Annotated in this window: 18 protein-coding genes; 8 read left to right on the top strand and 10 right to left on the bottom strand. The window is 72.3% G+C overall.

Annotation, left to right across the window (positions count from 1 at the left end):
• Window positions 1–54 precede the first annotated feature (54 nt).
• From LOC65_RS14340 to LOC65_RS14320, 5 genes are all read left to right on the top strand, one after another.
• Window positions 55–366: a hypothetical protein gene (locus LOC65_RS14340; protein ID WP_230247949.1), complete on the top strand. Its 312-nt coding sequence runs from the start codon at window positions 55–57 to the stop codon at window positions 364–366.
• Window positions 367–1,082: 716 nt separating this feature from the next.
• Entirely contained in the window at window positions 1,083–1,982 is a 900-nt protein-coding gene (locus LOC65_RS14335; RefSeq protein ID WP_230247948.1) for a hypothetical protein, read from the top strand.
• A gap of 28 nt (window positions 1,983–2,010) precedes the next feature.
• Complete coding sequence (locus LOC65_RS14330) at window positions 2,011–2,850, top strand: hypothetical protein (RefSeq protein ID WP_230247947.1); 840 nt, start codon at window positions 2,011–2,013, stop codon at window positions 2,848–2,850.
• A 604-nt stretch (window positions 2,851–3,454) separates the two neighbouring features.
• Window positions 3,455–4,066 carry a type IV toxin-antitoxin system AbiEi family antitoxin domain-containing protein gene (locus tag LOC65_RS14325; protein ID WP_230247946.1) on the top strand — a complete coding sequence of 204 codons (612 nt, stop codon included), beginning with the start codon at window positions 3,455–3,457 and terminating at the stop codon, window positions 4,064–4,066.
• On the top strand, window positions 4,063–4,914 hold the full coding sequence (locus LOC65_RS14320) for a nucleotidyl transferase AbiEii/AbiGii toxin family protein (RefSeq protein WP_230247945.1): 852 nt from the start codon (window positions 4,063–4,065) through the stop codon (window positions 4,912–4,914). The genes LOC65_RS14325 and LOC65_RS14320 overlap by 4 nt, the downstream gene beginning before the upstream one ends.
• Window positions 4,915–5,270: 356 nt before the next feature.
• On the opposite strand, the gene LOC65_RS14315 is transcribed toward LOC65_RS14320, so the two are convergent.
• The 4 genes from LOC65_RS14315 to LOC65_RS14300 form a co-directional block, all read right to left on the bottom strand.
• Complete coding sequence (locus tag LOC65_RS14315) at window positions 5,271–7,415, bottom strand: bifunctional diguanylate cyclase/phosphodiesterase (protein WP_230247944.1); 2,145 nt, start codon at window positions 7,413–7,415, stop codon at window positions 5,271–5,273.
• Between the two features lie 179 nt (window positions 7,416–7,594).
• On the bottom strand, window positions 7,595–8,545 hold the full coding sequence (locus tag LOC65_RS14310; RefSeq protein WP_230247943.1) for an alpha/beta hydrolase: 951 nt from the start codon (window positions 8,543–8,545) through the stop codon (window positions 7,595–7,597).
• A 118-nt stretch (window positions 8,546–8,663) separates the two neighbouring features.
• Window positions 8,664–10,358 (bottom strand): cation:proton antiporter, encoded by a 1,695-nt coding sequence (locus tag LOC65_RS14305; protein WP_230247942.1) that lies wholly within the window; start codon window positions 10,356–10,358, stop codon window positions 8,664–8,666.
• Window positions 10,359–10,417: 59 nt separating this feature from the next.
• Window positions 10,418–11,038 carry a TetR family transcriptional regulator gene (locus LOC65_RS14300; RefSeq protein WP_009855705.1) on the bottom strand — a complete coding sequence of 207 codons (621 nt, stop codon included), beginning with the start codon at window positions 11,036–11,038 and terminating at the stop codon, window positions 10,418–10,420.
• 142 nt (window positions 11,039–11,180) lie between these two features.
• Here LOC65_RS14300 and LOC65_RS14295 point away from each other — a divergent pair, with 142 nt between their 5' ends.
• Genes LOC65_RS14295 through LOC65_RS14285 form a run of 3 tightly spaced genes read left to right on the top strand, consistent with a single transcriptional unit; the run spans window position 11,181 to window position 17,022 of the window.
• Entirely contained in the window at window positions 11,181–12,401 is a 1,221-nt protein-coding gene (locus LOC65_RS14295) for an efflux RND transporter periplasmic adaptor subunit (protein ID WP_230247941.1), read from the top strand.
• Between the two features lie 11 nt (window positions 12,402–12,412).
• A complete protein-coding gene (locus LOC65_RS14290) occupies window positions 12,413–15,580 on the top strand; it encodes an efflux RND transporter permease subunit (RefSeq protein ID WP_230247940.1) in 3,168 nt (1,055 codons plus the stop codon).
• Window positions 15,580–17,022, top strand: a complete 1,443-nt coding sequence (locus tag LOC65_RS14285; protein ID WP_230247939.1) for an efflux transporter outer membrane subunit — start codon at window positions 15,580–15,582, stop codon at window positions 17,020–17,022. The genes LOC65_RS14290 and LOC65_RS14285 overlap by 1 nt, the downstream gene beginning before the upstream one ends.
• A 262-nt stretch (window positions 17,023–17,284) precedes the next feature.
• On the opposite strand, the gene tssA is transcribed toward LOC65_RS14285, so the two are convergent.
• From tssA to LOC65_RS14255, 6 genes are read right to left on the bottom strand one after another with little or no spacing between them, the layout of a single operon-like run.
• On the bottom strand, window positions 17,285–18,409 hold the full coding sequence (gene tssA / locus LOC65_RS14280; protein ID WP_230247938.1) for a type VI secretion system protein TssA: 1,125 nt from the start codon (window positions 18,407–18,409) through the stop codon (window positions 17,285–17,287).
• Between the two features lie 28 nt (window positions 18,410–18,437).
• Window positions 18,438–19,184 carry an OmpA family protein gene (locus LOC65_RS14275; protein WP_230247937.1) on the bottom strand — a complete coding sequence of 249 codons (747 nt, stop codon included), beginning with the start codon at window positions 19,182–19,184 and terminating at the stop codon, window positions 18,438–18,440.
• Complete coding sequence (gene tagF / locus LOC65_RS14270) at window positions 19,181–20,188, bottom strand: type VI secretion system-associated protein TagF (protein ID WP_230247936.1); 1,008 nt, start codon at window positions 20,186–20,188, stop codon at window positions 19,181–19,183. The genes LOC65_RS14275 and tagF overlap by 4 nt, the downstream gene beginning before the upstream one ends.
• Window positions 20,185–23,799, bottom strand: coding sequence for a type VI secretion system membrane subunit TssM (gene tssM / locus LOC65_RS14265; RefSeq protein WP_230247935.1), 3,615 nt, complete (start codon window positions 23,797–23,799; stop codon window positions 20,185–20,187). Before tssM ends, tagF begins: the two co-directional genes overlap by 4 nt.
• 1 nt (window position 23,800) lies before the next feature.
• Window positions 23,801–24,067: a PAAR domain-containing protein gene (locus LOC65_RS14260; RefSeq protein ID WP_230247934.1), complete on the bottom strand. Its 267-nt coding sequence runs from the start codon at window positions 24,065–24,067 to the stop codon at window positions 23,801–23,803.
• Between the two features lie 15 nt (window positions 24,068–24,082).
• Entirely contained in the window at window positions 24,083–24,973 is an 891-nt protein-coding gene (locus LOC65_RS14255) for a M15 family metallopeptidase (protein ID WP_164962137.1), read from the bottom strand.
• Between the last annotated feature and the right edge of the window lie 218 nt (window positions 24,974–25,191).

The following is a 25,191-nucleotide window of genomic DNA, read 5'->3' as shown; positions in this document are numbered from 1 at the left end:
GCCGCAGACTGTTCATCGGCGGCGCCGACGCGCCGTTGAGAACGGAGCGATGCCATGTTGTTCTTCTTCATGCGCGGCCCACGACCCGATCTACATGTCTGGCCGGGCCGCCGCTGGATCTCGGCAGCCGACGCGCTGGCATGGCCGTTCGCGGCCATGGCGGCCGTCTCCGCAGTGGTGGAGGACAGCGGCTCTACCGCAAGGTTGGTCAACGCCACGCTGTGCGTCCTCGCCACTTGCCGCCTCACGCGCGCCGTGTTGGCCAATCAGCGGTACAGGATGACCACGGTCTGGTTCGCCAAGGTCGCTGCGCTTCCGCTGGCGGTCGGCAGCACGCTCAAGCTTGTACAGGTCGCCGTCTCCTGACGAGACTGCGGACGATGAGTCTCTGCCCTGATGGGGCGTGTGCGCTGGCTGGGCTGCCCCTTAGCTCCTCTGCCTAGCGATGTCTGCCGCTCGGTGCCGATCGTCGATCAGGACTCTACCGGGGCTCTGAGACCAACGAGCCACCGGCTCTCGGGCAAAGTTCAGCGTTCACTTATTGTGGTGGCGGTCGAGATCCGCCTGGACGAGATAGGCGCCAGCTTCAGGATCTCGTTGGTCATGCGCAACTCGCGCTCAAGTTTCCTGAACTGCTGCTCGGCTGTCGTGGCGCCCAGTCGCACGCCGCTGTCGGGCCCGTCGGAGTTTCGAGGAGATCTTTGTGGTGCAGCTTCTGCCTGCTGCTCACAGGACAAGGCGTTGTCCAACGAGCGCGAGCGGCCATGACCGTGCCCTCCAGACCAGCTATAGTCCGTGCGAGATGCCTCTCTCGTGCGTTTCTCCCTCATCAGGGCTCCTGACCGCGCTTACGGCAGTGGACGAGGGCTTGGCATCGTGTGCTACACTGTCAGAGTTCAAGACGGTTGGATCATCCAATCCAAGCGCTCTTGAACGCTTGTCTGGGGCCGAAGTGCTTACCGTGTTCATGGATTGAGTCGCGCGGTAAGACGACGTCAGGCAAGTCAGGGACTCAAGAAATCCACTCGGAAGGCCCTCTGCGCATGGCAGATGGGCTTTTTCCTTTATGGAGGTCTTGACTCATGCCTGATACCGAACATGTCTCTCTTGAGAGAGCGTCTCAGCTCCTGAGGCAACTTCTTCAAGCCCGCTCGCCGGAACTGGGCGCCCGCCTAAAGCAGCGTCTCATGGCGTCGTTGCGGGAGCAAGGAACCGCACGCTTCGATGAGCGTGTGCTCGGTTACAAAAGCTTTCAAGTCTTCTTGGAGAAGACGCAAGGCGACTGGCTGCAGGTCACCCGCCCGACTGCCTCGTCCGGCGACATTCTTGTCGAACTCCGCGAGCAGGGCCGAGCCGCGACATTGCCATCTCGACTGGCACTCGGACCCCGGTTCCGCAGTGAGGTTTGGCAGGCCTTCACCAACCCGGACTCGACCCGCAAGCGCTTCCTGCATAGGTCGACCGGCCAAGTCTTGCACTTCAAGGCGGGCGAGGGCTCCCTGGAGGAAGCGGCGTATCTCCGCCACCCGGAAGAGTACGCCGAAATCGAGTTCATCGAGGGGAATCGCCAGCTCCAGTGGATGGAGGAGTTCCTGAATGCGGTGCCCATCGTCGGCGACGAGCGCACGACATACGAGTCCATGAGGTCCACGCCATACTCGAGCGCGATGAACACGGCCTTCTCGCGGGCGCTGGGCGATAAGCAAAACCAGTGGCGAGAATTCCGAACTTCACGTGTTGCGGCTGCGATGGCTGCTTGGGCTGCCAAGTGTGAAGTGCCGGTGCACTTGCTGGAGCAAAGCACTGAAACCCGCGAAGTCAGGCCGGTAGCAACCGGAAGCGTGTCCGTTGACACGATCAAGGACGCTCATACGCCGCGCATCGATGCGCTGAAGCTCCTTGAGCTCCTGACGGATCACGAGATAAAGAGCATCGTCATTCCGGTACTTCTAAGCACGATGCTCTTGCGGTCCCGCGCGTGACGTCATGGGGAGCGTATGCATAGTCGGCTTGCCGGCGCAGCTGCGTGCCAGATTGGAAGCGTCTCTTCGGAGACACGGCATCAAGCTCGTGCCGATTCTCGCCGGAAAAGGCAAGGAGGGCATCCTTTGGCTGCTCCCGCATCCGCGTGAAGTCAAGCCGCTACTCCTGGCATACGCCGATGGGCTGCCTCAGTATGGCGACGCCCGGATCATCATCTTGCCGTACGTCGAACTCCCGGCCGACCTTCTCGACGACATCAACGTCCTTGTGGAGGCCGGGGCCCAAGTGACATGGGCGACTTCCGGCGGAGGGCCATGGCCCGTGTTGCCGAGCAATCGGGACTTTGACGAGCAATTTCGAGAGCGCCTCTTTCGCGTACTCACCCGCCTGCTTCTACCGGACGCGGACGCTGCGCCCGAGGATCTCCCCTCGACGCACCTCGCATGCGTGTGCGGCCGCACTCGCAATTTGCTGCTCGCGGGCACTGTTCTGCGCCGGTGCGACACCGTGACCGAGGACCGCTACCAGTTCATGCGCGACGCGGCCGATGCATTCGAAGCGCTGCTGCGAGGCGACCCCGGCATATCCCTCGAAGAGTTCTTCGGCGCGCGAGGTCTGGAGCATGCCCAGTCGGGAGGCATCACCGCCAAGGTCACGGTCATGAAGGATGGCCGCCAAGCCTATGTCGCCTCAACCCAGACCCATCTCAAGCGCGGGGACGCGACGACAAAAGCCTCTGCGGCTAGGATCTACTACCACCGATTCGCCATCGGCAACGACACCTACATCGCCGTGCTCCATGCGGGACCACACCCGGATCGAGATGTCGATGTCGTCATCACCATCGGGCCGGCGAGTTCCGCGTAAGCCCCGTTGTGCTGCTGACTTCGATAGTCGCGCCAGCGCACACAGGATTTGGGCGGCGGCCTCGCTCCTTGAGGGACCTGCCGCGATGGCTGCGCCGTCTGCGCCAGCATCGGCCGACCGAACATCGCCCCAAGGGCGGATGCGCCCATCTGGTTGCAGAGAGGGGATGCCGCGTCCCAGTCACGGCGACCGGGTCGAGACACTAGCAGGTTGCTAACGCAGTCGCTCCGTGCCTGGGAGTAGGGGTCTCTTCGAGACGGCTGCGGTTAGCAGAATCCGCGCTAAGTCGTTGATTCAAAAGGATCTCGCCACTGCTTTGGGAGCAGTGGGTCGCACGTTCGAATCGTGTCACCCCGACCATATGAATCAACGACTTGGACGCGTGCGTGGCACGGCGAACGTCCAGGTCGTTTTTCATTTCAGGTGCTGTTGGCTGTTTGACGGAATCTTCCCAGGTGGCCGCAGGGTCTGGAACGCAATCCAATGGCAGCAGGCGATCCCGCAGCTCGACGTAGATCGTGTGTGGTGAGGTTCTGGCGTTGGTGGTGTTCTGTTTTGTATGAGAATTTTTGAAAAATCATATTTTTCAGAACATACTGGTGCCATGACGGCACCCCTCACGCAGGAATCGCAAGTCCTTCGCCTCGCCCGCGACCGCGGTCTGCTGCGCCCGCGTGACCTCACGGCCCGGGGGCTGCCGGCGGTCGTGCTCACGCGTCTCGTGCAGGCCGGTCGCCTTCAAAGACATGCTCGCGGCCTCTATGGCCTGCCGGGTGTGCCGATCGGCGAACACCGTTCGCTGGCCGAGGTCGCTTTGCGCGTCCCCAAGGGCGTCGTCTGCCTGCTGTCGGCACTGCGGGTGCACGAGATCGGCACCCAGGCGCCGTTCGAGGTGTGGCTGGCCGTGCCGCACAACGTGCGCGCGCCGCGGCTGGACCAGCCCAGCGTGCGCATCGTGCGCATGAACGACGCGGCGCTCGCCTCGGGTGTCGTGCGCGTCGATGTCGATGGTGTCTCGGTGCCGGTGTTCGACGCCGCACGCACGGTCGTCGACTGCTTCCGCTGTCGAAACAAGATCGGCCTGGACGTCGCACTGGAGGCGCTGCGCGACGGCTGGCGCCAGCGCAAGTTCACGCTCGACGAACTCTGGCGCCATGCGCAGGAGCGCCGCGCGGCCGCGGTGATGCGGCCCTACATCGAGTCGATCACGGCATGAGCGCCAACCGCGCCGCGGCTATCCGCGCGCGGCTCAAGCAGATTGCCGACGCATCGAAGGAGGACTTCAACCTCGTCCTCACGCGCTACGGCATCGAGCGGCTGCTCTATCGCCTGGCCACCTCGGAGCACGGGCCGCAGTTCGTGCTCAAGGGGGCGCTGCTGTTCGCACTCTGGTACGGCCAGCTGCACCGGCCCACGCGTGACGCCGACCTGCTGGGATTCGGGCCCGACGACCCGGAGCAACTGGCCGCGGTGTTCCGCTCGCTCTGCGCCGTGGAGGTCGATGACGGGATCGTGTTCGACGCCACTTCAGTGCGCGTCGGCGTCATCCGCGAGGACGCGCGCTACGGCGGCGTGCGTGTCGAGCTGCGCGCGACGCTGGATGCCGCACGCATCACGCTGCAGGTCGATGTCGGCTACGGCGATGCCGTGACCCCGGCCCCGACGCCCATCCTGTACCCGGGCCTGCTGCCCGATCTGCCTGCCGCCACGCTGCGCGTCTATCCGAAGGCCTGCGTCGTCGCCGAGAAGCTGCACGCCATCTGCCTGCTCGGCATGGTCAACAGCCGGATGAAGGACTACTTCGATCTCGACCTGCTGCTGCAGACCGGCGAGATCGAGCCCGCTGAACTGCGGCGTGCAGTGGTGGCAACGTTCGAGCGTCGTCTGATGCCGCTACCGACGGAACCGCCGATCGGGCTCAGTGACGCCTTCGCCGCAGATGCCGGCAAGCGCACGCAGTGGGCCGCGTTCCTGCGCAAGAACAGGTTGCCGGCTCGCGATCTTGCCGATGTCGTCGGACGGATCCGCGAGCGGGCGGCCGGGATCGGCATCCCGGGATCGTGACGGCTGCCGTGTGTCGGGAACCGGGCGATCTCTGCGCCCTGTTCGCCGGTGCCGGCTATCGGATCGAGGCGTGTTCAGACGGCTGACGCGGCCCGGTCTTCCCAGGGAGCAAGCCTGCTCTTCGAGGCCGCTGCGGTTGGCAGAATCCGCGCCAAGTCGTTGATTCAAGAGGATCTCGCCACTGCGTTGGCCGCAGCGGGTCGCACGTTCGAATCGTGTCACCCCGACCAGATGAATCAACGACTTGGACGCGTGCGTGGCACGGCGAACGTCCAGGTCGTTCTTGCTTCCGGTGCCGGAGCTTCGAAGCGGGACGTCTCGGGCGCCGCGAGCGCTTCGGGCCGCGCCCGGCCGCCTCAGGGCACCGACGGCACCTCGTCGGCACGCGCCGCTCGCACGCCCTGCTCGAAGGCCGTGATCCACGGCAGCACCGCCTCGGCCGGCATCGGCCGGGCGATGAGGTAGCCCTGCAGCAGGTCGCAGCCCATCCTGGCCAGCAGACGGCGCTGGGCGGCCGTTTCCACGCCTTCGGCGACGACCTCCATGCGCAGCGCGTGCGCCAGCTGCACGATCGACCCGAGCACTGCGCGGGCGTCGGCGTCCTGCTCGAGATCGGCGACGAAGCTGCGGTCGATCTTCAGCTGGCGTGCCGGGATGTTGCGGAGATGGGCCAGGCTGGAGTAGCCGGTGCCGAAGTCGTCGATCGAGACGCACACGCCGAGCGCCGCGATGGCGTCGAGCACGCCGCGTTCGGGGCCCAGGTTCTCCATCATCGCCGTCTCGGTGATCTCGCAGACCAGGCTGGACGGCTGCAGCCCGTGGCGCTGCAGGGCCTGGGCGATGCGCTCGGGCAGATCGGTCTGGCGCAGCTGGTGCGGCGAGAGGTTGATCGCGACTCGACACGCGTGGCCCTGGGCCTGCCACTGCGCCAGCTGCGCGCAGGCGGCCTCGAGCACCCAGTGGCCGATCGTGCCGATGAGGCCGAAACGTTCGGCCAGCGGCACGAAGACCGCCGGGCTGACCAGGCCGCGCTCCGGGTGGTGCCAGCGCAGCAGTGCCTCCAGCCCGTGCACCGCGGCGCCGTTGGCGCGGATCTTGGGCTGGTAGAACAGCGCCAGCTCGCCGAGCTCGATCGCGCGGCGCAGCGCCTGCTGCAGCACCAGCTGCTCGGAGGCGTCGCCGGACATGGCCGACTCGTAGACCGTGAAGCAACCGCCGCCGGCACGCTTGGCCGCGTCCATCGCGGCATTGGCGCAGCCCAGCAGGCGCTGGCCGGAGTCGTCGTGGTCCGGGTACAGCGCGATGCCGACCGAGCACGACAGCGACACCGGCTGGCCGCCGAGCGTGAACGGGGGGCGGAAACCGTCGACGACACGCTGCGCCAGCGCCACCGCGGCGGCCTCGGCGTCGCGCGCCTCGACCATCGCGACGAACTCGTCGGCGCCGAGCCGGGCGAAGGTGTCGGCGTCGCGTTTCACGCCGCGCAGGCGCCGGCCGATCTCGCGCAGCACGGCGTCGCCGGCTTCATGGCCGAACGAGTCGTTGACCGGCTTGAACCCGTCGACGTTGGCGAACAGCACCGCCAGCCGCTCGCCGCGCCGGCGCGGTGCCGCGTCGCGGGACACCCGGGCGAGCGCGTGCTGCAGGCGGTCCTCGAACAGCACGCGGTTGGGCAGGCCGGTCAGCGGGTCTTCCAGCGCCTTGCGGCGCAGCGTGTCCTGGGCCGCGTCCAGCGAGCGCAGCAGCCGGGCCTCGCGCGCCCGTGCCAGCGTGTCGGACACCGACAGCGCCAGCGTGCCGCCGAGCAGCAGCACGCTGACCACGCTCACCAGCATGGCCAGCGGCGCGCCGCCCAGCGCGTCGGCACTCAGGCAGATGGCCCCCTGCGGCAGCTGCGCCGCGGCCATGCCGCAGTAGTGCATGCCGCCGATGGCCAGCCCCATCACCAGTGCCGAGGCCAGCTGCAGGCGCAGACGCTGCGGGCCCTGGTGGCGGCGCAGGACGAAGAAGATCGACAGCGCCACCGCCGACGCCAGCCAGGCGATCAGCATCGAGGCGCCGACGAGCCGGATGTCCCAGACGATGCCGGGCACGATGTCCAGCGCGCCCATGCCGAGGTAGTGCATGGCGCCGATGCCCGCGGCCATGCAGGCGCTGCCGGCCGCCAGCGTGGCCGGTGTCAGCCGGTCGCGGGTCGCCAGCCCGAGCGCGATCGCCGAAGCGGCGACGGCGGCGACCCAGCTCGCCAGCGTCAGGTCCCGCCGGTAGCCCAGCGGGATGCCGGCGTCGAAGCCCAGCATGCCGATGAAGTGCATGGCCCAGATGCCGGTGCCCAGCGCCAGCGATCCCGCGGCCCACCAGCTGCGGCGATGGCGGGCCGCGGCCGAGCCGAGCCGGCGCGCGAGGTCCAGCGCGACATAGGACGCGAGCACGGCGACGGCGAGCGAGGTCGCGACGAGCAGCGGATCGTGTCGGGTGAGCAGGAAGGGAGCTGGCGGCATCGGCCTCGAATAGGCGCCGGGCACGGCACTGGCAGTCGGGCCCAGCGGTCGTGCGCTGCCGGGACGGCAGGTCGACTTGGGATTTCTGTGATTCTGGACTGTTGCCGCGATCCTTGCTCGGCGCGGGCCGGTCGGAGTTCACACCCGCCGGGCCGGCGAGCGGCCTGCACGACTGCGCCTCAGGACAGCCCGAGCGACTTCATGAAGGCTTCCACCTGCTCGGTGTAGCGCACGTCGCGGCCCAGCTCGGCGTTGATGCCGCCGTGGTTCAGGTCGACCGGCAGCACCTGCACGCGCGCCCCGGCGGCCTGCGCCTTGGCGGCGAAGCGTTCGGCCTGGCCGCAGCTGTCCTGGCGCCGCGACGAGCACACCAGCAGCATCGGCCGCGGCGTGCCGGCCAGGCGGTGGTAGGGCGAGTTGTCGCGCCAGACCGCCGGGTCGCGGCCGAAGGCGCGGTCGTAGAAGCGGTAGTGCCGGCCTTCCATGATCTGCACGACGTCCAGCGCGGCGCTGTCGAGCGCGACGGTGCCGGCCCAGGGCCGGGCGCCGCGGCGCTCGGCGATGGCCGGGTCGGCGGCCAGCAGCGCGGCGAGGTGGGCGCCGGCCGAGTGGCCCATCAGCAGCACGCGGTCGCCGTCGCCGCCCCAGCCGGCGGCGCGGCGCTGCACGAAGGCCAGTGCGCGGGCTACGTCGTCGGCCTGCTGCAGCGGGTCGGGCGCGCGGCGGTCCATGCGGTAGTTGGTCGAGGCGACGATCCAGCCGCGCGGCAGCCAGCGCGCCACCTTGGCCGCGGCGACGGCGCGGTTGGCCTTGTCGCCGACCATCCAGGCGCCGCCGTGCACCATCAGCAGGATCGGTCGGCGCCCGCCGTCGCCGGCGGGGATGAAGACGTCGAGTTTTTGCGCCGGGTCGTCGCCGTAGGCGAGGTCGAGCTCGGACCGTGCACCGGGCGGCAGCACGACCGAGCCCCGGCCGCCGTCGTCACGCTCGAACTCGCCTTCGCCGTCGTCCTGGCCGCGCATGCGGCGCACCAGCCCCAGGAGGCCGGTACCTTCGGCATGGGCGCCACCGGCCAGCGTGGCCAGCAGCAGGGCGAGCGCGCCGCGGCGGGCCGGCAGGGCAGGGCGCACGGGCGGGACGGAACGGCGGCGGTCGGTCATCGCGGCGGCGGGTCGGGTGGCGGACGGCCGGATTCTTGCCGAGCCGTCGGTGACGCCGTGCCGCTGCCCGCGTAAAGAAGCGTTGCCTTCAGGCCGGCCCGGTGCCGTGCCAGCGGGCGACGGCATGGGCGGCGATCGCACGCGCGAGCTCGGCCTCGGCGACGAAGACCCGCGCCACGCCGGCGGTCTGCAGCAGCGCGTCGGCGTCGGCGCCGGCCGAGCGCGCGACGATCTCGATGCCCGGGCGCAGCGCCAGCGCGGTCTCGGCGACGCGGCGCACGTCGAAGGTGTCGGGCGTCGCGACGACGAGCACGCTGGCGCGCGAGACGTGGGCCTGGACCAGCACCAGCGGCTCGGCGGCGTCGCCCCAGACGGCATGCACGCCGGCTTCGCGCAGGGCCTCCACGCGCTCGCGGTTCTGGTCGACGACGACGAAGGGCACGGCCGCCTGGCGCAGCGCGTCGGTCACCGCGCGGCCGACGCGGCCGTGGCCGACGACGACGACCAGGCCTTCGAGCCGGCGCGTGTCGACATGATCGGGCAGCGCCGCCAGCGGGTCCTCGCGGGCCTCGAAGCGGCGCAGCGCCGGCGAGCGCTCGCGCAGCCAGGCCATCGCCGGCTCGATCGCGGCGAACAGCAGCGGGTTGGCGGCGATCGAGATCAGCGCGCCTGCCAGCACCAGGCTGTTGCCCTCGGCCGGCAGCACGCCCAGCGTGACGCCGAGGCCGGCGAGGATGAACGAGAACTCGCCGATCTGCGCCAGGCTGGCGCCGACCGTCATCGCGCTGCCCAGCGGGTAGCGGAAGGCCAGCACCAGGGCGATCGCGGCGAAGGTCTTGCCCAGCATCACGATGGCGACGACGGCCAGCACGCGCAGCGGCTCGGCCAGCAGGATCGCCGGGTCGAACAGCATGCCCACCGAGACGAAGAACAGCACCGAGAAGGCGTCGCGCAGCGGCAGCGACTCGTCGGCGGCGCGGCGCGCGAACTCCGACTCGCGCATCATCATCCCGGCGAAGAAGGCGCCGAGCGCGAACGAGACGTCGAACAGCTTGGCCGAGCCCCAGGCGACGCCGACCGCGGCGGCGACCACGCACAGCGTGAACAGCTCGCGCGAGTTGCTGCGCGCGGCCAGCCACAGCAGCCCGGGCAGCACGCGGCGCCCCACCAGCAGCATCAGCGCGATGAAGCCGCCGACCTTGGCGGCCGTCCACAGCAGCGTCTTGCCGAGCTCCTCGCCCACCGGCGCCTGGCCGTCCAGCAGCGCCGCCACCGGCGGCAGCAGCACCAGCGCCAGCACCATCACCAGGTCCTCGACGACCAGCCAGCCGATCGCGATGCGGCCGTTGACGGTGTCGATCTGGCCGCGCGCCTCCAGCGCACGCAGCAGCACCACGGTGCTGGCCACCGACAGCGCCAGCCCGAAGACGAAGGCCGCCGCCGGCCGCCAGCCCCAGAAGCTCGCGGTGGCCATGCCCAGCGCGGTGGCGACGGCGATCTGCAGGATCGCGCCGGGCACCGCGATGCGGCGCACCGCCAGCAGGTCGGCGAGCGAGAAGTGCAGCCCGACGCCGAACATCAGCAGCATCACGCCGATCTCGGCGAGCTGGCCGGCGAGCGCGACGTCGGCGACGAAGCCGGGCGTCGCCGGGCTGATGGCGATGCCCGCCAGCAGGTAGCCCACCAGCGGCGGCATCTTCAGGCGCGCCGCGAGGTAGCCGAACACGAGGGCCAGGCCGAACCCCGCGGCGATCGTCGCGATCAGCGAGGTCTCGTGCGGCATCGGCCGAGTCTATCGACAGCCTCGCCGTTTGCCCGCCGTATCGCGGCGGCCGAGGGTCTTCAGGCCGGCGTCTGCAGGCCGCGGAAGTAGGCGTCGAGCAGCGCCTCGCCGCTGACGACGAGGTCGAAGGAGCCCGGGTCGAGCATCCAGTTCTGCAGCAGCCCGTCGACGAGCGCGTGCAGGCCGCTGGCCGCGGCGGCGGCGGGAAGGGCCAGGCGGATCTGGCCCGCGGCCTGGGCCCGCTCGAAGATCGAGGCCAGGTGGCCGATGCGGTCGACCAGGCAGGCGATGCGGCGCTCGCGCACGCCCTGCATCTCGTCGACGTACTCGACCTTGTGCAGCGCAATCTCCAGCACCCGCCGCGCCTGCTCGTCCTCGACGGCCGCGCGCAGCGCGCCCATCGTCGCCAGCCGCACCTGGGCCAGCGGGTCGGCGACGGCCGGGTCGCCGGCGCGCAGCATCTCGGTCTCCAGCGGCAGCACGACGCGGTCCATCATGGCCTCGAAGAGCGCGGCCTTGTCGCGGAAGTGCCAGTAGATGGCGCCGCGCGTGACGCCGGCGGCACGCGCGATGTCCTCCAGCGAGGTGCCGGACACCCCGCGTTGCTGGAACTCTTGCTCGGCGGCGTCGAGGATGCGCTCGCGCGTCGCCTCGGCTTCCTCCTTGGTGCGTCGGGCCATCTCTTCAGGCTGTCTTAAACATACATCCACGATTGTATGTATAGTTCCGCGCTTTGGTCACGGGGTTGACGCACGGCCCCGCGCCATTCGGGGTAGTGTCCGCCCCGGTTCGCGAACAAGAAAGGTTCTCCGCCTGTCCTCGATGCGTCGTGACGTGAAGTCGCCGGGCCGCGTGCTCGCATGGCCGCTGCTGCTGGCCGTCCCCGCCGCCGTGATGCTGGCCGCCTGCTCCAAGCAGGACCCGGCCCAGGCCGGCGGCCAGGCGCCGCCGCCGCCAGAAGTCGGCATCGTCACCGCGGCGGTGCAGACGGTTCCCGTCGTGAACGAGCTGCCCGGGCGCACCGAGGCCTCGCGCGTGGCGCAGGTGCGTGCGCGTGCCGCCGGCATCCTCGTCGAGCGCCGCTTCACCGAAGGCAGCGACGTCAAGGCCGGCCAGGTGCTGTTCCGCATCGATCCGGCGCCGTACGAGGCGTCGCTGGCCAGCGCCCGCGCCCAGCTCGCGCGCGCCGAGGCCTCGCTGACCCAGGCGCGCGCCCAGGCCCAGCGTTTCGAGCCGCTGGTCAAGGCCAACGCCATCAGCCAGCAGGACTACATCGACGCCGTCGCCGCGGCCAAGGCCGCCGAGGCCGACGTCGCCGCCGCGCAGGCCGCGGTGCAGACGGCCAGCATCAACTTCGGCTACGCCACCGTCACCTCGCCGATCTCCGGCCGCGTCGGCCGCGCGCTGGTCACCGAGGGCGCGCTCGTCGGCCAGGGCGAGGCCACGCAGCTGGCCGTCGTGCAGCAGATCGACCCGATGTACGTCAACTTCACGCAGCCGGTGGCCGACGTGATGCGGCTGCGCCAGGCGATCGCCGCGGGCAAGTTCAAGAGTGTCGGCGGCGCCGTGCCGGTGCGTGTCGTGCTCGACGACGGCAGCGTGCACCCGACGCCCGGCAAGCTGCTGTTCTCCGACCTGACGGTCGACGAGACCACCGGCCAGATCACGCTGCGCGCCGAGCTGCCCAACCCGAAGGGCACGCTGCTGCCGGGCATGTACGTGCGCGTGCGCCTGGAGCAGGCGGCCGCGTCGGACGCGATCCTCGTGCCGCAGCAGGCGGTGACACGCGGCAACCAGGGCGACACGGTGCTGGTCGTCGGCGACGACGGCAAGTTCGCGCCGCGCCCGGTGAAGATCGCCGGCGGCCGCGACGGCCAGTGGGTCGTGCTCGAGGGCCTCGCCGCGGGCGACAAGATCATCGTCGACGGTTTCCAGAAGCTGCGTGGCGCGACCGCCGTCAAGCCGGTGCCGTGGAGCCCCGTGGCCTCGCAGCCGGCGGCCGCGGCGTCGGCGGCTTCGGCGCCGGCCTCGGCGGCCAAGTGAGGGGCGTCTAGATGGCACGTTTCTTCATCGACCGCCCCGTCTTCGCGTGGGTGATCGCGCTGTTCGTCATCGTCTTCGGCGGTGTCGCGATCACCCAGCTGCCGGTGGCCCAGTACCCCTCGGTCGCGCCGCCGTCGATCGTCGTGCAGACCGCCTACCCGGGCGCCTCGGCGCAGACGCTGGAAGACAGCGTGCTGAGCGTCATCGAGCGCGAGATGAACGGCTCGCCGGGCCTGATCTACATGGAGTCGGTCGCGCAGGCCGACGGCAGCGGCTCGATCACGCTGAGCTTCGAGCCGGGCACCGACCCCGACCTGGCCCAGGTCGACGTGCAGAACCGCCTGAGCCGCGCCACGCCGCGGCTGCCGCAGGCGGTGACGCAGCAGGGCGTGCGCGTCGACAAGTCGCGCTCGAACTTCCTGCTGTTCACGATCCTGTCCTCCGAGAACCCGGCCTACGACCCGGTGGCGCTGGGCGACTACGCGGCGCGCAACGTCGTGCCCGAGCTGCAGCGTGTGCCCGGTGTCGGCCAGGTGCAGCTGTTCGGCACCGAACGCGCGATGCGCATCTGGATCGACCCGGCCAAGCTCGTCGGCTACAAGCTGTCGACGGCCGACGTCAACGCGGCGATCCAGGCGCAGAACGCGCAGGTCGCCTCGGGCACGATCGGTGACCGGCCGAACGTGCCGGGCCAGCCGATCTTCGCCACCGTCGTCGTCGACGGCCAGCTCAAGACCGTCGAGCAGTTCGGCAACATCGTGCTGCGCGCCAACGCCGACGGCTCGACCGTGCGGCTGAAGGACGTCGCGCGTGTCGAACTCGGTGCCCAGGCCTACGCCACGCAGGCGCGCCTGAACGGCAAGGCCTCGACCGGCATCGGCGTGCAGCTCTCGCCGTCGGGCAACGCGATGGCCACCGCCAAGGCGGTCAAGGAGCGGCTGGACGAGCTCTCGCGCTACTTCCCGCAGGGCGTGAAGGCGACGATCCCGTACGACAGCTCCAAGTTCGTCGACATCTCGATCAAGCAGGTCGTCGAGACGCTGATCGAGGCGGTGATCCTGGTGTTCCTCGTGATGTACCTGTTCCTGCAGAACATCCGCTACACGATCATCCCGACGCTCGTGGTGCCGGTGTCGCTGCTGGGCACGTTCGCGGTGCTGCTGGGGCTGGGCTTCTCGATCAACGTACTGACGATGTTCGGCATGGTGCTGGTCATCGGCATCGTCGTCGACGACGCGATCGTCGTCATCGAGAACGTCGAGCGCATCATGAGCACCGAGGGGCTGTCGCCACGCGCGGCCACGCGCAAGGCGATGGGCCAGATCTCGGGCGCCATCGTCGGCGTCACCGTGGTGCTGGTGTCGGTGTTCGTGCCGCTGGCCTTCTTCAGCGGCGCCGTCGGCAACATCTACCGCCAGTTCTCGGCGGTGATGGTGGCCTCGATCCTGTTCTCGGCCTTCATGGCGCTGTCGTTCACGCCGGCGCTGTGCGCGACCTTCCTGAAGCCCGTCGAGGCCGGCCACCACATGGAGAAGGGCGGCTTCTTCGGCTGGTTCAACCGCACGTTCGCGCGCACCGCGCGCGGCTACGAGGGCCGCGTGGCCTGGGTGCTGCGCCGCGGCGGACGCATGCTGATCATCTACGCGGCGATCGGCGGCGCGCTGGCGCTGCTGATGGCGCGGCTGCCGACCTCGTTCCTGCCGAACGAGGACCAGGGCACGCTGATCGTCAACGTGCAGCTGCCCCCGGGCGCGACCACCGAGCGCACCAGCGCGGTGATGAGCCAGGTCGAGGACTTCATGCTCAAGCAGCCCGAGGTCTCGAGCATGGTCAGCGTGATGGGCTTCAGCTTCTCGGGCAGCGGCCAGAACGCGGCGCTGGGCTTCGTCACGCTGAAGGACTGGGACGAGCGTGACCTGCACACCGGCTCGGCGCAGGCGCTGGTCGGCCGGGCCTTTGGCGCGCTCTCGCAGATCCGCGACGCCTTCATCTTCCCGGTGAGCCCGCCGCCGATCCCCGAGCTGGGCTCGGCCAGCGGCTTCGCGTTCCGGCTGCAGGACCGCGGCGGCAACGGCCACGAGGCGCTGCTGGCGGCGCGCAACCAGCTGCTGTTCATGGCTTCGCAGAGCAAGGTGCTCGCCGGCGTGCGCCCCGAAGGCCTGGAAGACGCGCCACAGCTCAAGCTCAACATCGACCGCGAGAAGGCGGCGGCGCTGGGCGTGGGCTTCTCGGCGATCAACACCGCGCTGTCCACATCGCTCGGCTCGTCCTACGTCAACGACTTCCCGAACGCCGGCCGCATGCAGCGTGTCGTCGTCCAGGCCGATGCGCCGGCGCGCATGCAGCCCGAGGATCTGCTGCGCATCAACGCGCTGAACTCGTCGGGCAAGCCGGTGCCGCTGTCGGCGTTCACGACGACCGAGTGGGTCACCGGCCCGATGCAGACGGTGCGCTACAACGGCTATCCGGCGATGCGCATCGCCGGCGCGGCCGCGCCGGGCTACAGCACTGGCGACGCGCTGGCCGAGATGGAGCGGCTGGCCGGCCAGCTGCCGCCGGGCTTCGCCTTCGAGTGGACCGGCACCTCGCGCGAGGAGAAGCTCTCGGGCTCGACGGCGACGATCCTGTTCGCGTTCTCGCTGCTGGCGGTGTTCCTGTGCCTGGCGGCGCTGTACGAGAGCTGGTCGATCCCGCTGTCGGTGATCCTCGTGGTGCCGCTGGGCGTCGTCGGCGTCGCGCTGGCGACGCTGCTGCGCGGCTTCGAGAACGACGTGTACTTCAAGGTCGGCCTGATCACGATCATCGGCCTGTCGGCGAAGAACGCGGTGCTGATCATCGAGTTCGCGAAGGACCTGCACGCGCAGGGCAAGAGCCTGGTCGAGTCGGCGCTGGAGGCCGCGCACCTGCGCTTCCGCCCGATCGTCATGACCTCGATGGCCTTCATCCTGGGCGTGCTGCCGCTGGCGATCTCCAGCGGCGCGGGCTCGGCGAGCCAGAACTCGATCGGCACCGGCGTGATGGGCGGCATGCTCACCGCCACCGTGCTGTCGGTGTTCTTCACGCCGCTGTTCTTCGTGCTGGTGCGCAAGATGTTCAAGGGCAGCGAACGACAACGGCGCATGTACGCGCACGAGGCGGCCGAGGGCGAAGCCCCGGCGGCCGGCGAGGAGAAGAAGTGATGGCCGCGCGTCGTATCTTTCCGGGCCTGACGCTGGTCGCCGCGGCGGTGCTCGCCGGCTGCGGCACGCTGGCGCCCGACTACCAGCGCCCGGCCGCCCCGGTGGCCGGCGCCTTCCCCGAGGCCGGCGGCACGACGGGGCCCGGCGCCGTCGCCGCGGCCGACCTGCCCTGGCAGCAGTTCTTCCGCGACGAACGCCTGAAGCGCCTGGTCGGCATCGCGCTGGCCAACAACCGCGACCTGCGTGTCGCCGTGCTCAACATCGAGCAGGCGCGGGCGCAGTACGGCGTGCAGCGCGCCGATCTGTTCCCGACGCTCGGCGTCGGCGTCAGCGGCAACCGCGTGTCCACCGACTCCGGCATCAACAGCACCTACCAGGCCGGCCTGGCGGTGTCGAGCTACGAGCTGGACCTGTTCGGCCGCGTGCGCAGCCTGAACAACGCCGCGCTGGCCAGCTACCTGGCCACCGAGGAGGCGCGCAAGGCAGTGCACATCGGCCTGATCGCGTCGGTGGCCAACGGCTACCTGGCGCTGCAGGCCGACGACGAGCTGCTGCGCGTGACACGCGAAACGCTCGCCACGCGCGCCGAGTCGCTGAAGCTGACGCAGCTGCGCTTCGACGTCGGCGCCTCGTCGCAGCTCGACCTGCGCCAGGCGCAGTCGCTGTACGAGGCGGCGCGTGCAACGCACGCCCAGCTGTTGCGCCAGCGCGCCCAGGACGAGAACGCGCTCGTGCTGCTGCTCGGCCAGCCGCTGCCGGGCGACCTGCCGGCAGCGCTGCCGCTGTCGGAGCAGGCGGCGCTGCCCGAGCTGCCCGCCGGGCTGCCGTCGCAGGTGCTGACGCGCCGGCCCGACGTGCTGCAGGCCGAGCAGCAGCTGATCGCGGCCAACGCCCGCATCGGCGCCGCGCGTGCCGCGTTCTTCCCGCAGATCACGCTGACGGCCACCGCCGGCAGCGCGAGCAGCGAGCTGAGCGGCCTGTTCAAGGGCGGCAGCACCGGCTGGACCTTCGCGCCGCAGCTGCTGATGCCGATCTTCGATGCCGGCCGCAACCGCGCCAACCTCGACTCGGCCAACGCCGGGCGCGACATCGCCGTCGCGCAGTACGAGAAGGCAGTGCAGGCGGCGTTCCGCGAGGTCGCCGACGCGCTGGCCGGCCGGGCGACGCTGGGCGAGCAGCTCGCTGCGCTGCAGGCCCAGGTGAAGGCCGAGCAGGGCCGCGTCGAGCTGGCCGAGCTGCGTTACCGCAACGGCGCGGCCAGCTACCTCGACCTGCTGGACGCGCAGCGTTCGCTGTTCGCGGCGCAGCAGAGCGAGGTCCAGGTGCGTGCGCTGCAGGCGCAGAACCTGGTCACGCTGTACCGCGTGCTGGGCGGCGGCTGGCGCGAGGCCGACGCCACCACGGCGGCGGCGGCGGCGCCGGCGGCCAGCGCGCCGCGCTGAGCCGGTGGCAGGGCGCCGGGAGGCGCCCTGCACCGGACTCGTGGCCGCATCACCGATTCGGCTGTCCACGGGTCGCAGACCTGCGACAGGCCGGCGCCAGGCTGCAGCCGCCGCGGCCCGTCGCCGCGGCCGCCGCGGCCCCTCGCCGCCGGATGCCGACCGGCATCAGCCGCGGCAAGGGGCTGCTGCGACTGCTCCGGCCGTCCCGGCCATCCCAGCAACTCCGGTCGTCCCAGCCGTCCCAGCCGCTCTTCAGGCGGTTTCAGCGCGCCTCGTGCCCGGGGTCCGCGCCGCGGCTGACGCCGAGCGTCGTCTCCAGGCGTGCCAGCGCCTGCTCGTCGGCCAGCACCTCGCGCAGCCAGGCGTGCAGCGCCAGCCCGGCCCAGCGCGCCGCCTTGTCGGCGAGATAGGCCGCCGGGTTGTGCGGCTCGGTGCGGTGCAGGTACTCGGCGATCTGGCGCAACTGGGCGATCGCCTGGTCCCGGCCCTGCGGCTCGCCACTCTCCGGCCGGTGCCATGCTCCGGCCGGGTCGTCGTCCGGGCTGGCCGGCCGCGGCGCCGCGGCTGACGAAGGGCTCTCCGGAAGGGTCTGGCCGCCGGTCGATCCACCGCCCGGCGGGTGTGCGGGGCCGACGGCATCGGGCACCGCCAGGCCGCCGTCGCGGGCAAAACGCGCCCAGGTGGCCGCGGCCTGTTCCAGCGCGTCGGTGGCGGCGTCGAACGAGGGGCAGTCCGCCTGCAACTGCGTGTCGCACACGGCCTGCAGCCGCGACAGCGCCTCGCGGGCGCGCCGCAGCGCGGCAGCGGGGCCGTGCGCGGCCTGGTCCACGCCGGTGGCCAGCGCCTGGTTCAGCTCCTTCTGCACGGCGCCGTCTGCGCCGTCGGGGTTGTCCGCCGAGAGGGCTGCGCGCCGGCGCAGCAGTTCCAGCTCGCCGATGCCCAGCCCGCGGCGCCCCAGGCGCAGCGCCGGCGCGGTGCCGGCCAGGCGCACCACCCGCGACAGCCACCAGCCCAGCGCCGCGGCGCGCGGTTCGGCGTCGCCGTCGACGATGCGCGGATGCAGCTCCGCGCCGAAACGCTCGCACAGGGCCGCGGCGAGCTCCAGCCCGTCGGCCAGGCCGGCGGGGCCCTGCAGCCGGGCCGAGGCTTCGCCCCACCAGCCGGCCAGCCGCAGGTCCTTGCTGCGCGTGGCCAGCAGGGCGGCGCACTCGCGCTGCACGGCGTCCCAGTCGGCCTGGCGCGGCGGGGTGCGCCACGCGCCCTGGGCCAGCGTGGCATCGTCTTCCTCGCGCCAGCGCGCGATGGCCTCGAACTCGGGCCCGAGCGCGAGGTCGCTTCCGGTTCCGGTTTCGCCGGGCAGCGGGGCCAGGAGGTCTGCTGGGGTCATGGGCGGGGCTCCCGGGGGCGTGGCGGCGTCAGTCGAGCGGGCGCAGCTCGATGCGCCGGTTGCGGGCCCGGCCCGCGGCCGTGCCGTTGTCGGCTGCGGGCTCGTCAGGGCCTGCGCCTCGGACCTCGATGCGGGCCGCGGCCACGCCGCGGGCGACGAGGTGCGCGCGCACCGCCTCGGCGCGCTCACGCGACAGCGCCAGGTTGAGGTCCCGGGGGCCGGCGTCGTCGGTGTGGCCGACGACCTCGAAGCGGCGTGCCGGCGCGCGGTTCAACGTCGCCAGCAGGCCGTCCAGGCGTTCGATGCCGGCGTCGGTCAGCCGGGCGCTGCCGGGCTCGAACTCGACGCCGGGCACCGGGACCGGCGGCTTGCGACCCGTTGGCGCTGCGCTCAGGCGCAGCGCGTCGTGCAGCGGCCAGCCGTCGGCGGGGGCGGAGAGCGCACGCAGCAGCGCCCGCCGTGCCGCTTCGTCGGCGACCTCGCCTTCGATGCGGGCGTCCCGGCCGTGCAGCGTCAGCTCGCCGCGTGCCACCTGGCGCAACGCCGGGACCACCAGGCGCCGTGCCGCGTCGGCCCAGCCCGGCGGGGCCGCCACCGCCCCGAGGCGCAGCCGGTCGTCGACACGGTCGGCGCCGAAGACCTCGCGCGCCTGGGCGGCGATCGCCCGCTTCGTTGCCTCGTCTGGCACCACGCCGTCGAGCAGCACACGGCCGCTGGCCGCGTGGCCGTGGCCGGCAGCCCAGGCCACCATGGCGAGGACGGTGGCCCGCCTCATGGCCCATCGGCCGCGAAGGCCTCGCGCCAGCTGGCGGCGGCGAGTGCCAGCGACAGCGAGCCGTGGTTCAGGTAGGCGGCGAGCCGGCGCGTGTGCTCGTTGCGCTCGGCCACCGCCTCGGCCCAGGCCGGGGCGGCGAGGTCGACGTAACGCTCGGCGCAGCGATGCGGGTCCCAGGCGGCCTGCAGCGCTTCGGCACAGGCGCCGGAGAACTCGAGCAGCAGGCGCGGCGACGCCCCTGCGCCGCCGCCGGGGCGCAGCAGCAGCCAGTCGTGGCCGGCGGCACCCAGCGCGTCGGCCACCAGTGACGTCCACCAGGCGGCGACGACCGGCTGCTCGGCGGCCGTCGACGGCAGCGGCAGGCTCAGGCCTCGCGCCGGCACGCCGGCCCCGCGGCGTGCCAGCGGCTGCAGCAGGGCCCCCAGCGCCAGCAGCGTGGCCCGCAGGTCGATCTCGGGATGCGCCGGGTGCAGCCTTGCCTCCAGGCCGCCCAGGGTTTCGAGTGCGGCGTGGTCGGCGCAGCTCGCTTCGTAGTCCCAGGGCTCGGGCACACGCAGCGCCGCGAGTTCGTGTTCGACCACCGCCGCCGGCCGCAGCGGCCGGGCCGCGGCGCGGCCGGCTGCCTCCGCGCAGCGCTGCCAGGTGCGCGCGAAGACCAGCGGCGCGCGCGCTGCACGCAGCCTCGGCATCGTGCTGTCGCACTGCAGCGCCACGGCGAACGGGAAGCGCCGGCCCGCGGCGTCGCGGCTGGGCCGCAGGTGGCCGGCGACGGCGATGGGCGACGCCGGCCCCAGCACGGCGAAGTCCAGCGCCGGGGCGCTGTCGTAGAGCCGCTTCCAGTGGGCGTCCGACGCTGCCGACTCCAGGGCCTGGCTGAGCCAGCGGTCGATCCAGGCCTCCAGGCTGGGATGGCGGCTGTCGCGCACGAAGTCGGGCTGCGACGGCAGCTTGCCGAAGCAGGCGGCGTGCACCGGCATCGTGTTGCTGGGCAGTCGGGTGTTCATCGGGTGTTGCCGGGCTCGGGCTTCACGGGGCCGGCCACCAGCGCGGGCAGCTGCAGGCCACGCCAGGCCCCCGCGGCCCCGGCGCCGGCGGCGGCGCGCACCAGGCGCAGACGCAGGCGCAGCGTGTGGCCGTCCTGCGTCCAGGCCAGCTCGGTGCTGCCGTCGTCCTGCCGCCGACGGTCGGCGAGTTCGAAGGCCCGGTCCAGGCCGAAGGCGCCCGGTGCGTCGACGAAGACGACCGCTGCGCCGTCGGCCGTCGTGCCGCGGATGCGCACGCCCGGCGCCGCGCTGCTGTGCGGCCAGACGAAGTCGGCCCAGCCGGCGGCCGCGTTGCGGTAACGCAGCGTCTGGCCGTCGATCTCGACCGTGTACTCGACCAGCGCCGGGCTGGGCAGCGGCCGCAGCTGGAAGGCCGTCGAGGCTTCGCGCCCGGCCCCGGGCACGCCGTCGGCGGCCAGCCAGCCCGGCACACCGCGCGTGAACTCGGCACGCAGGCGCACGCCCAGGTCGCCCCAGCGCCGCGGCTCGATCGTGTCGCCGCGGCGCAGGACCAGCGGACCCAGCGCGGCGTCGGTGAAACGCGCGATGCTGCCGGCCGGCCCGAAGACGCGCAGGATCTCCTCGGCCGCGGCTTCGACGCGTGCACCCGGCGCGAACGGGTAGCGCGCGGCCAGCGAGCGCGCGAAGCCGTCGTGTACCTCGGCCTGCCAGCGCCGGTTCAGCTCGGCTTCGGCGGGTGGCACCAGCACCGCGACGCTGGCCGACAGCGGGCGCACGAGCAGCGGGCGCAGCAGCGAGCGCGCGCCAGTCGGCACGGCAGCCAGCAGTTCCTCGCTCAGGCGCAGCGCGGCCGCGAGTTCCGAGTTCTCGGTGTCGGCCAGCGTGGCCGCGAGCAGGTCTCGCGCCCCGGGGCCGGGATCTTCGGACTGCGCCAGTGCCTGCATGCGCGTGCGCACCCGGCCCAGCGCCGCCTCGTAGCGTGCCAGCGCGGCCGGTGCCTCGCCTGCCGGGCGGGGCGCGGCGAAGTCGGCCAGTGCCGCCGCGATGTCGGCGCCCGAGGCGCGGCCCGCCACCGGCGTTGCCGCCTGGGCGCCGGGTGTCACGCCGCCGATCGCGTGGCGCGCCCACGCCGCCAGGCCGCCGGCGACGGCCGGCGCGAGGTCTTGTTCCGCGGCCGGCGTTTGCCGTGCGATGGCCAGCACCAGGCGGCGCAGCGGCGACAGGGCCGGATCGGCCAGGCGCTCCAGCGCGGCTGCGGCGTCGCCGGGGCCGGCAAACGGGCCGACGCTCAGCCCGTCGGCGAAGCGCTGCCATGCGGCGGCGTGTTCGCGCCGATAACGCGCGCTCAGGTCCTCCCGGATGCGCTGCGGGCTGCCGCGCAGCGACAGGTCTTCGCTGGTCGTGGTGTCGAGGACCCAGTCTTGCCGCTGCAGCGCCCCTTCGGCCGCCGCGCGGATCGCCGGTTCCACCAGCCCGTGCCAGGCTTCGGCGGTGTAGACGCCCGATACCACCTCGCCGCCGCTGAACGGGGCGCGGGTGTCGTCGGCGGCACCGAGCAAGCCGGCCAGCGTGACCGGCGCGTAACGCGCCGCGGCACGCTCCCGGATCTCGGCGTAGACCCGTTCTTCCGGCGGGCGTGTGTCGCGCGCCGTGTGCAGACGCCGGCGCACCGCGTCGACCAGCGTGGCCCGCAGCGGCAGCGGCGGGAAGACCGCCTCGCCGCCGCCCGACAACGCGAACGCCGCCACCGCCTGCGCGCGTCGCAGCGTCTCGTCGTCGAGCGCCGCGCCTCGGCGGGCCGCAAGCCAGTCGCGCCAGCGCGGCGTCAGCTGATCCTTCAGGTGTGCCGCCTCGCGGCGGCCGGGTTCGGCCAGCATCAGGTAGGCCTTCAGCGCGCCGTAGGCGGCGTCGGCGTCGCCGTCACCGGAGGGCGGTGACGCCGGGTCGCGGCCGGCGAAGGCCTCGAGTTCTCGTTCGAGGGCCTGGGCGGCGGGCGCCAGCAGCAGCGCCTGCAGGCCGGCGTGGTAGTCGGCCTGCAGCCGCGACTCGAGGGCTTCGCCCTGGTACAGGCCCCAGCGCAGCGACCACGGCGCCGAGCCGCGCCAGGCCTGCAGCGCCTGCAACCGCTGCTGCAGGCCTTCGAGGGCCGCCAGCCGTGGGCCGGGATCGTCTCCCTCGGATGCCCGTGCCGCCAGGCGCTCGAGTTCGGCAGCGGTGTCCGCGACCAGGCTGCGGTTTGCCAGGTAGGACGTGCTCATGCCGCCCAGCGCCACGGCCACGAGCAGCAGCGAGGCGGCAAAACCGGCACGCTGCAGGCGGCGACGGCGGGGCGACGCCTGCCGGCGCACCAGCCCGCGGTCGCCCCCCAGCACGCGGCCGAACAGGGGTTGCAGGAAGAACGGCCGTCCGTTCGACGGCCCGGGCCGCCGCGCTGCCGTCGCGACGGTGTCCGGGGCCAGACCGAAGCGCTGCGCGACTGCGGCGCAGGCCATCGGGCGGGCCTGGCCGGACTGCAGCGCGCTGGTGAAATAGAAGCCGCGCAGCAGCGGGCGCAGGTGATACGGGTCGTCGTCGAAGAGCGTGGCGACGAAGCTCGTCAGCGCCGGCTCGAGCGCGGCGAACTCGAGCGTGAAGCCGAGAACCTGGGGCGCTGCCGCGCCGCCCTCGGCGCCCAGCCGGGCGAGCGCGCGCTCGCGCAGGCCCTGGCGCAGCGCGGCGAACCCGGCCTCGAAACGCTGCGCCGCGCTGGCCGTGCCGGCATCGCGGCAGGGCAGCGTGCTGCCCCAGACGCGCTCACGTTCGGTGTCGTCGGCGTCGGCGAAGAACGGCTCGAAGCCGTCGACCAGATCGGCCTTCGTGAACACCAGGTAGACCGGCATCACGATCTCCAGCCGCTCGCTCAGCTCGTGGACCCGCGAACGCAGCCGGCGGGCCAGCGCGACGATGCCGTCGGCGCCCAGGCGCGCGAGTTCGGCGACGCTCGCGACGACCACGACGCCATCGAGCGGCGCCCGCGGCCGGGCGCGCCGCAGCAGGCGCAGGAACTCGAGCCACTCGTCGCGGTCCTCGGGCTGCACCGCGTAGCGCCCGGCGGTGTCGAGCACGATGGCCTCGGAGCCGAAGAACCAGTCGCAGTCGCGCGTGCCGCCGACGCCGCCCACCGCCGTGCCGCTCCCGTCGAACGGAAAACCCAGCCCGGAGGCCAGCACCGCGCTGCTCTTGCCGGCCGCCGGCTCGCCGATCACCACGTACCAGGGCAGGGCGTACAGGGCCGCGTGGCCGTGCGCCTGGCCCAGGCGCGAGCGGCGCAGCGTGCGCATCGCCAGGCGCAGGCGCTCGCGCAGGGCGTCGCCGCCGCTGGCCGGCGCCTGGCCGGCGACGGCCGCCTCGAGCTGCCGGGCGCGCCGACGGTCGCGGTGTTGGCCGATCGCCCATCCCGCAGCGGCCACCAGCAGCACGACGAGTGCGGCGCCGGCAGCCCATGCGCGCCCCGCGCCTGCGGCCACCGCAGCCAGCGAGGCGCCTGCGGCCAGCAGCAGCACGCCGGCCGCTGCGGCCAGACGTGCGAGCTTCGTGCCGGCCTGCCGGCGCGGAGACGGGACGCTGGTCATGTCAGTCGCCCGCCGTCGTCTGCGACGCCAGCAGCCGCGCGCCGCAGGCGCAGCGATCACCCTCGCGTGCCGCCGGCTGGCCGTCGATCAGCAGGCGTGGGTCGCCGCTGACGATGCGGTTGTGCTGGCCGTGCCCCTTGTGCGGGCAGCTGACCGGATCGCCGACGCGGGCCACCGCACGGCCCTGGAGCTCGGTGTTCGGGCTGCCGGCCAGCACGACGCCGCCGTGGCTGGTGCGGTCGCCGACACGGACGTAGGCGCGGGACATCGTCGTGGCGTTGGATCAGCGCGCCGAGGCGAGCACGGCCGCGGACGGCGGCGCGCCGGGCGCCGACGCCGGCTCCCGATCCCGCCATTCGACATGGGCCAGGTCGCGCAGCGACGTCCAGTGGCCGCCCCATTGCAGGCCGAGCGAGGTCGCGATCTCGCCGATGTGCCGGTAGGCCTGCAGCGTCCACGGGTCGCGCTCGGACCAGTGCAGGCGGCCGTCGCGCACGAAGGCGAGGTCGGCCGCGAGGCCGGCCTGGTGGCGGCTGCGGTCGGGGCCGGCGAGGGTGGTGGCCGGACCGAGTGCTGCCAGCCGGGCCTGACGTTCGGCGCTGCGGTGGCCTTCCATCAGCACGACCTGGTAACCGTGGCGCTCCTGCGCGATCTCGAACAGCGCGACGAGCCGGCGCCGGAACTGCGGCTGCAGTTTCGACCAGTCGCGATCGGCACCGTGCTCCTGACCGCGCGGCTGGCCAGCCTCGTGCAGCCAGGCGGGCGGCAAAGGCTCGGCCACCATCGCAGGCGCCAGCCGCGGCGCGATGCGATCGTCCGCCGCCGACGGCGTGCCGAAGCTGGCCAGTGGCAGACGGGCCCCGATACGCTCGTGCAGCAGCAAACCGGCGACCGGGCCCGCGGCGATGACGACCGCCGTCAGCAGCCCGAGCAGCATCAGGTGCGGCGGCAGGCGGTCGGCCTCGAGGCCGGCGTGAAGCGCGGCGAACGGCCGCCCGAGTTTTCGCAGGCCGGCCGGCAGCACCAGCTCTTGCCCCGGGCGCAGCCGCTGCCATGCGCGCACCACCAGCCGCCCGGCTTGGGCCTGCCAGTGGGGCAGCATGATCAGGCCGAGCACGCCGCTGACGGCGGCAAAGTACAGCAGGACGGCGACGAGGACGACCGGACTGGACATGGTGGCTCCGCGTGGGCTGGACTCGGGGTGGGCCGTGGCAGTGTGCCGACCCGGTCTGCTGCGACCATCCCTCCGCGGAGGGGGCTCGCGGCGGCGCCTCCGCCGTGGGGAGTGGCCGCCGAAGGCGCCTGCCTACGATGGCGGTGCCGTCGCGTCCGGCGGCGTCCTGCGTGCCGCCCGACGATGTTCCAGCGCTCCGCCCCGACGTCGATTCCGCC

The sequence above is a fragment of the Rubrivivax sp. JA1055 genome, from assembly GCF_020966565.1.
Taxonomy (GTDB): domain Bacteria; phylum Pseudomonadota; class Gammaproteobacteria; order Burkholderiales; family Burkholderiaceae_C; genus Rubrivivax; species Rubrivivax benzoatilyticus.
The sequence above is the reverse complement of the archived record's forward strand: the minus strand, read 5'-3'. Positions and strand labels throughout refer to the sequence as shown.

Coding starts and splice junctions, on each gene's coding strand:
- LOC65_RS14340 (WP_230247949.1), top strand. CDS start 55: ATGTTGTTCTTCTTCATGCGCGGCCCACGACCCGATCTACATGTCTGG.
- LOC65_RS14335 (WP_230247948.1), top strand. CDS start 1,083: ATGCCTGATACCGAACATGTCTCTCTTGAGAGAGCGTCTCAGCTCCTG.
- LOC65_RS14325 (WP_230247946.1), top strand. CDS start 3,455: ATGACGGCACCCCTCACGCAGGAATCGCAAGTCCTTCGCCTCGCCCGC.
- LOC65_RS14320 (WP_230247945.1), top strand. CDS start 4,063: ATGAGCGCCAACCGCGCCGCGGCTATCCGCGCGCGGCTCAAGCAGATT.
- LOC65_RS14315 (WP_230247944.1), bottom strand. CDS start 7,415: ATGCCGCCAGCTCCCTTCCTGCTCACCCGACACGATCCGCTGCTCGTC.
- LOC65_RS14305 (WP_230247942.1), bottom strand. CDS start 10,358: ATGCCGCACGAGACCTCGCTGATCGCGACGATCGCCGCGGGGTTCGGC.
- LOC65_RS14300 (WP_009855705.1), bottom strand. CDS start 11,038: ATGGCCCGACGCACCAAGGAGGAAGCCGAGGCGACGCGCGAGCGCATC.
- LOC65_RS14295 (WP_230247941.1), top strand. CDS start 11,181: ATGCGTCGTGACGTGAAGTCGCCGGGCCGCGTGCTCGCATGGCCGCTG.
- LOC65_RS14290 (WP_230247940.1), top strand. CDS start 12,413: ATGGCACGTTTCTTCATCGACCGCCCCGTCTTCGCGTGGGTGATCGCG.
- LOC65_RS14285 (WP_230247939.1), top strand. CDS start 15,580: ATGGCCGCGCGTCGTATCTTTCCGGGCCTGACGCTGGTCGCCGCGGCG.
- tssA (WP_230247938.1), bottom strand. CDS start 18,409: ATGACCCCAGCAGACCTCCTGGCCCCGCTGCCCGGCGAAACCGGAACC.
- LOC65_RS14275 (WP_230247937.1), bottom strand. CDS start 19,184: ATGAGGCGGGCCACCGTCCTCGCCATGGTGGCCTGGGCTGCCGGCCAC.
- tagF (WP_230247936.1), bottom strand. CDS start 20,188: ATGAACACCCGACTGCCCAGCAACACGATGCCGGTGCACGCCGCCTGC.
- tssM (WP_230247935.1), bottom strand. CDS start 23,799: ATGACCAGCGTCCCGTCTCCGCGCCGGCAGGCCGGCACGAAGCTCGCA.
- LOC65_RS14260 (WP_230247934.1), bottom strand. CDS start 24,067: ATGTCCCGCGCCTACGTCCGTGTCGGCGACCGCACCAGCCACGGCGGC.
- LOC65_RS14255 (WP_164962137.1), bottom strand. CDS start 24,973: ATGTCCAGTCCGGTCGTCCTCGTCGCCGTCCTGCTGTACTTTGCCGCC.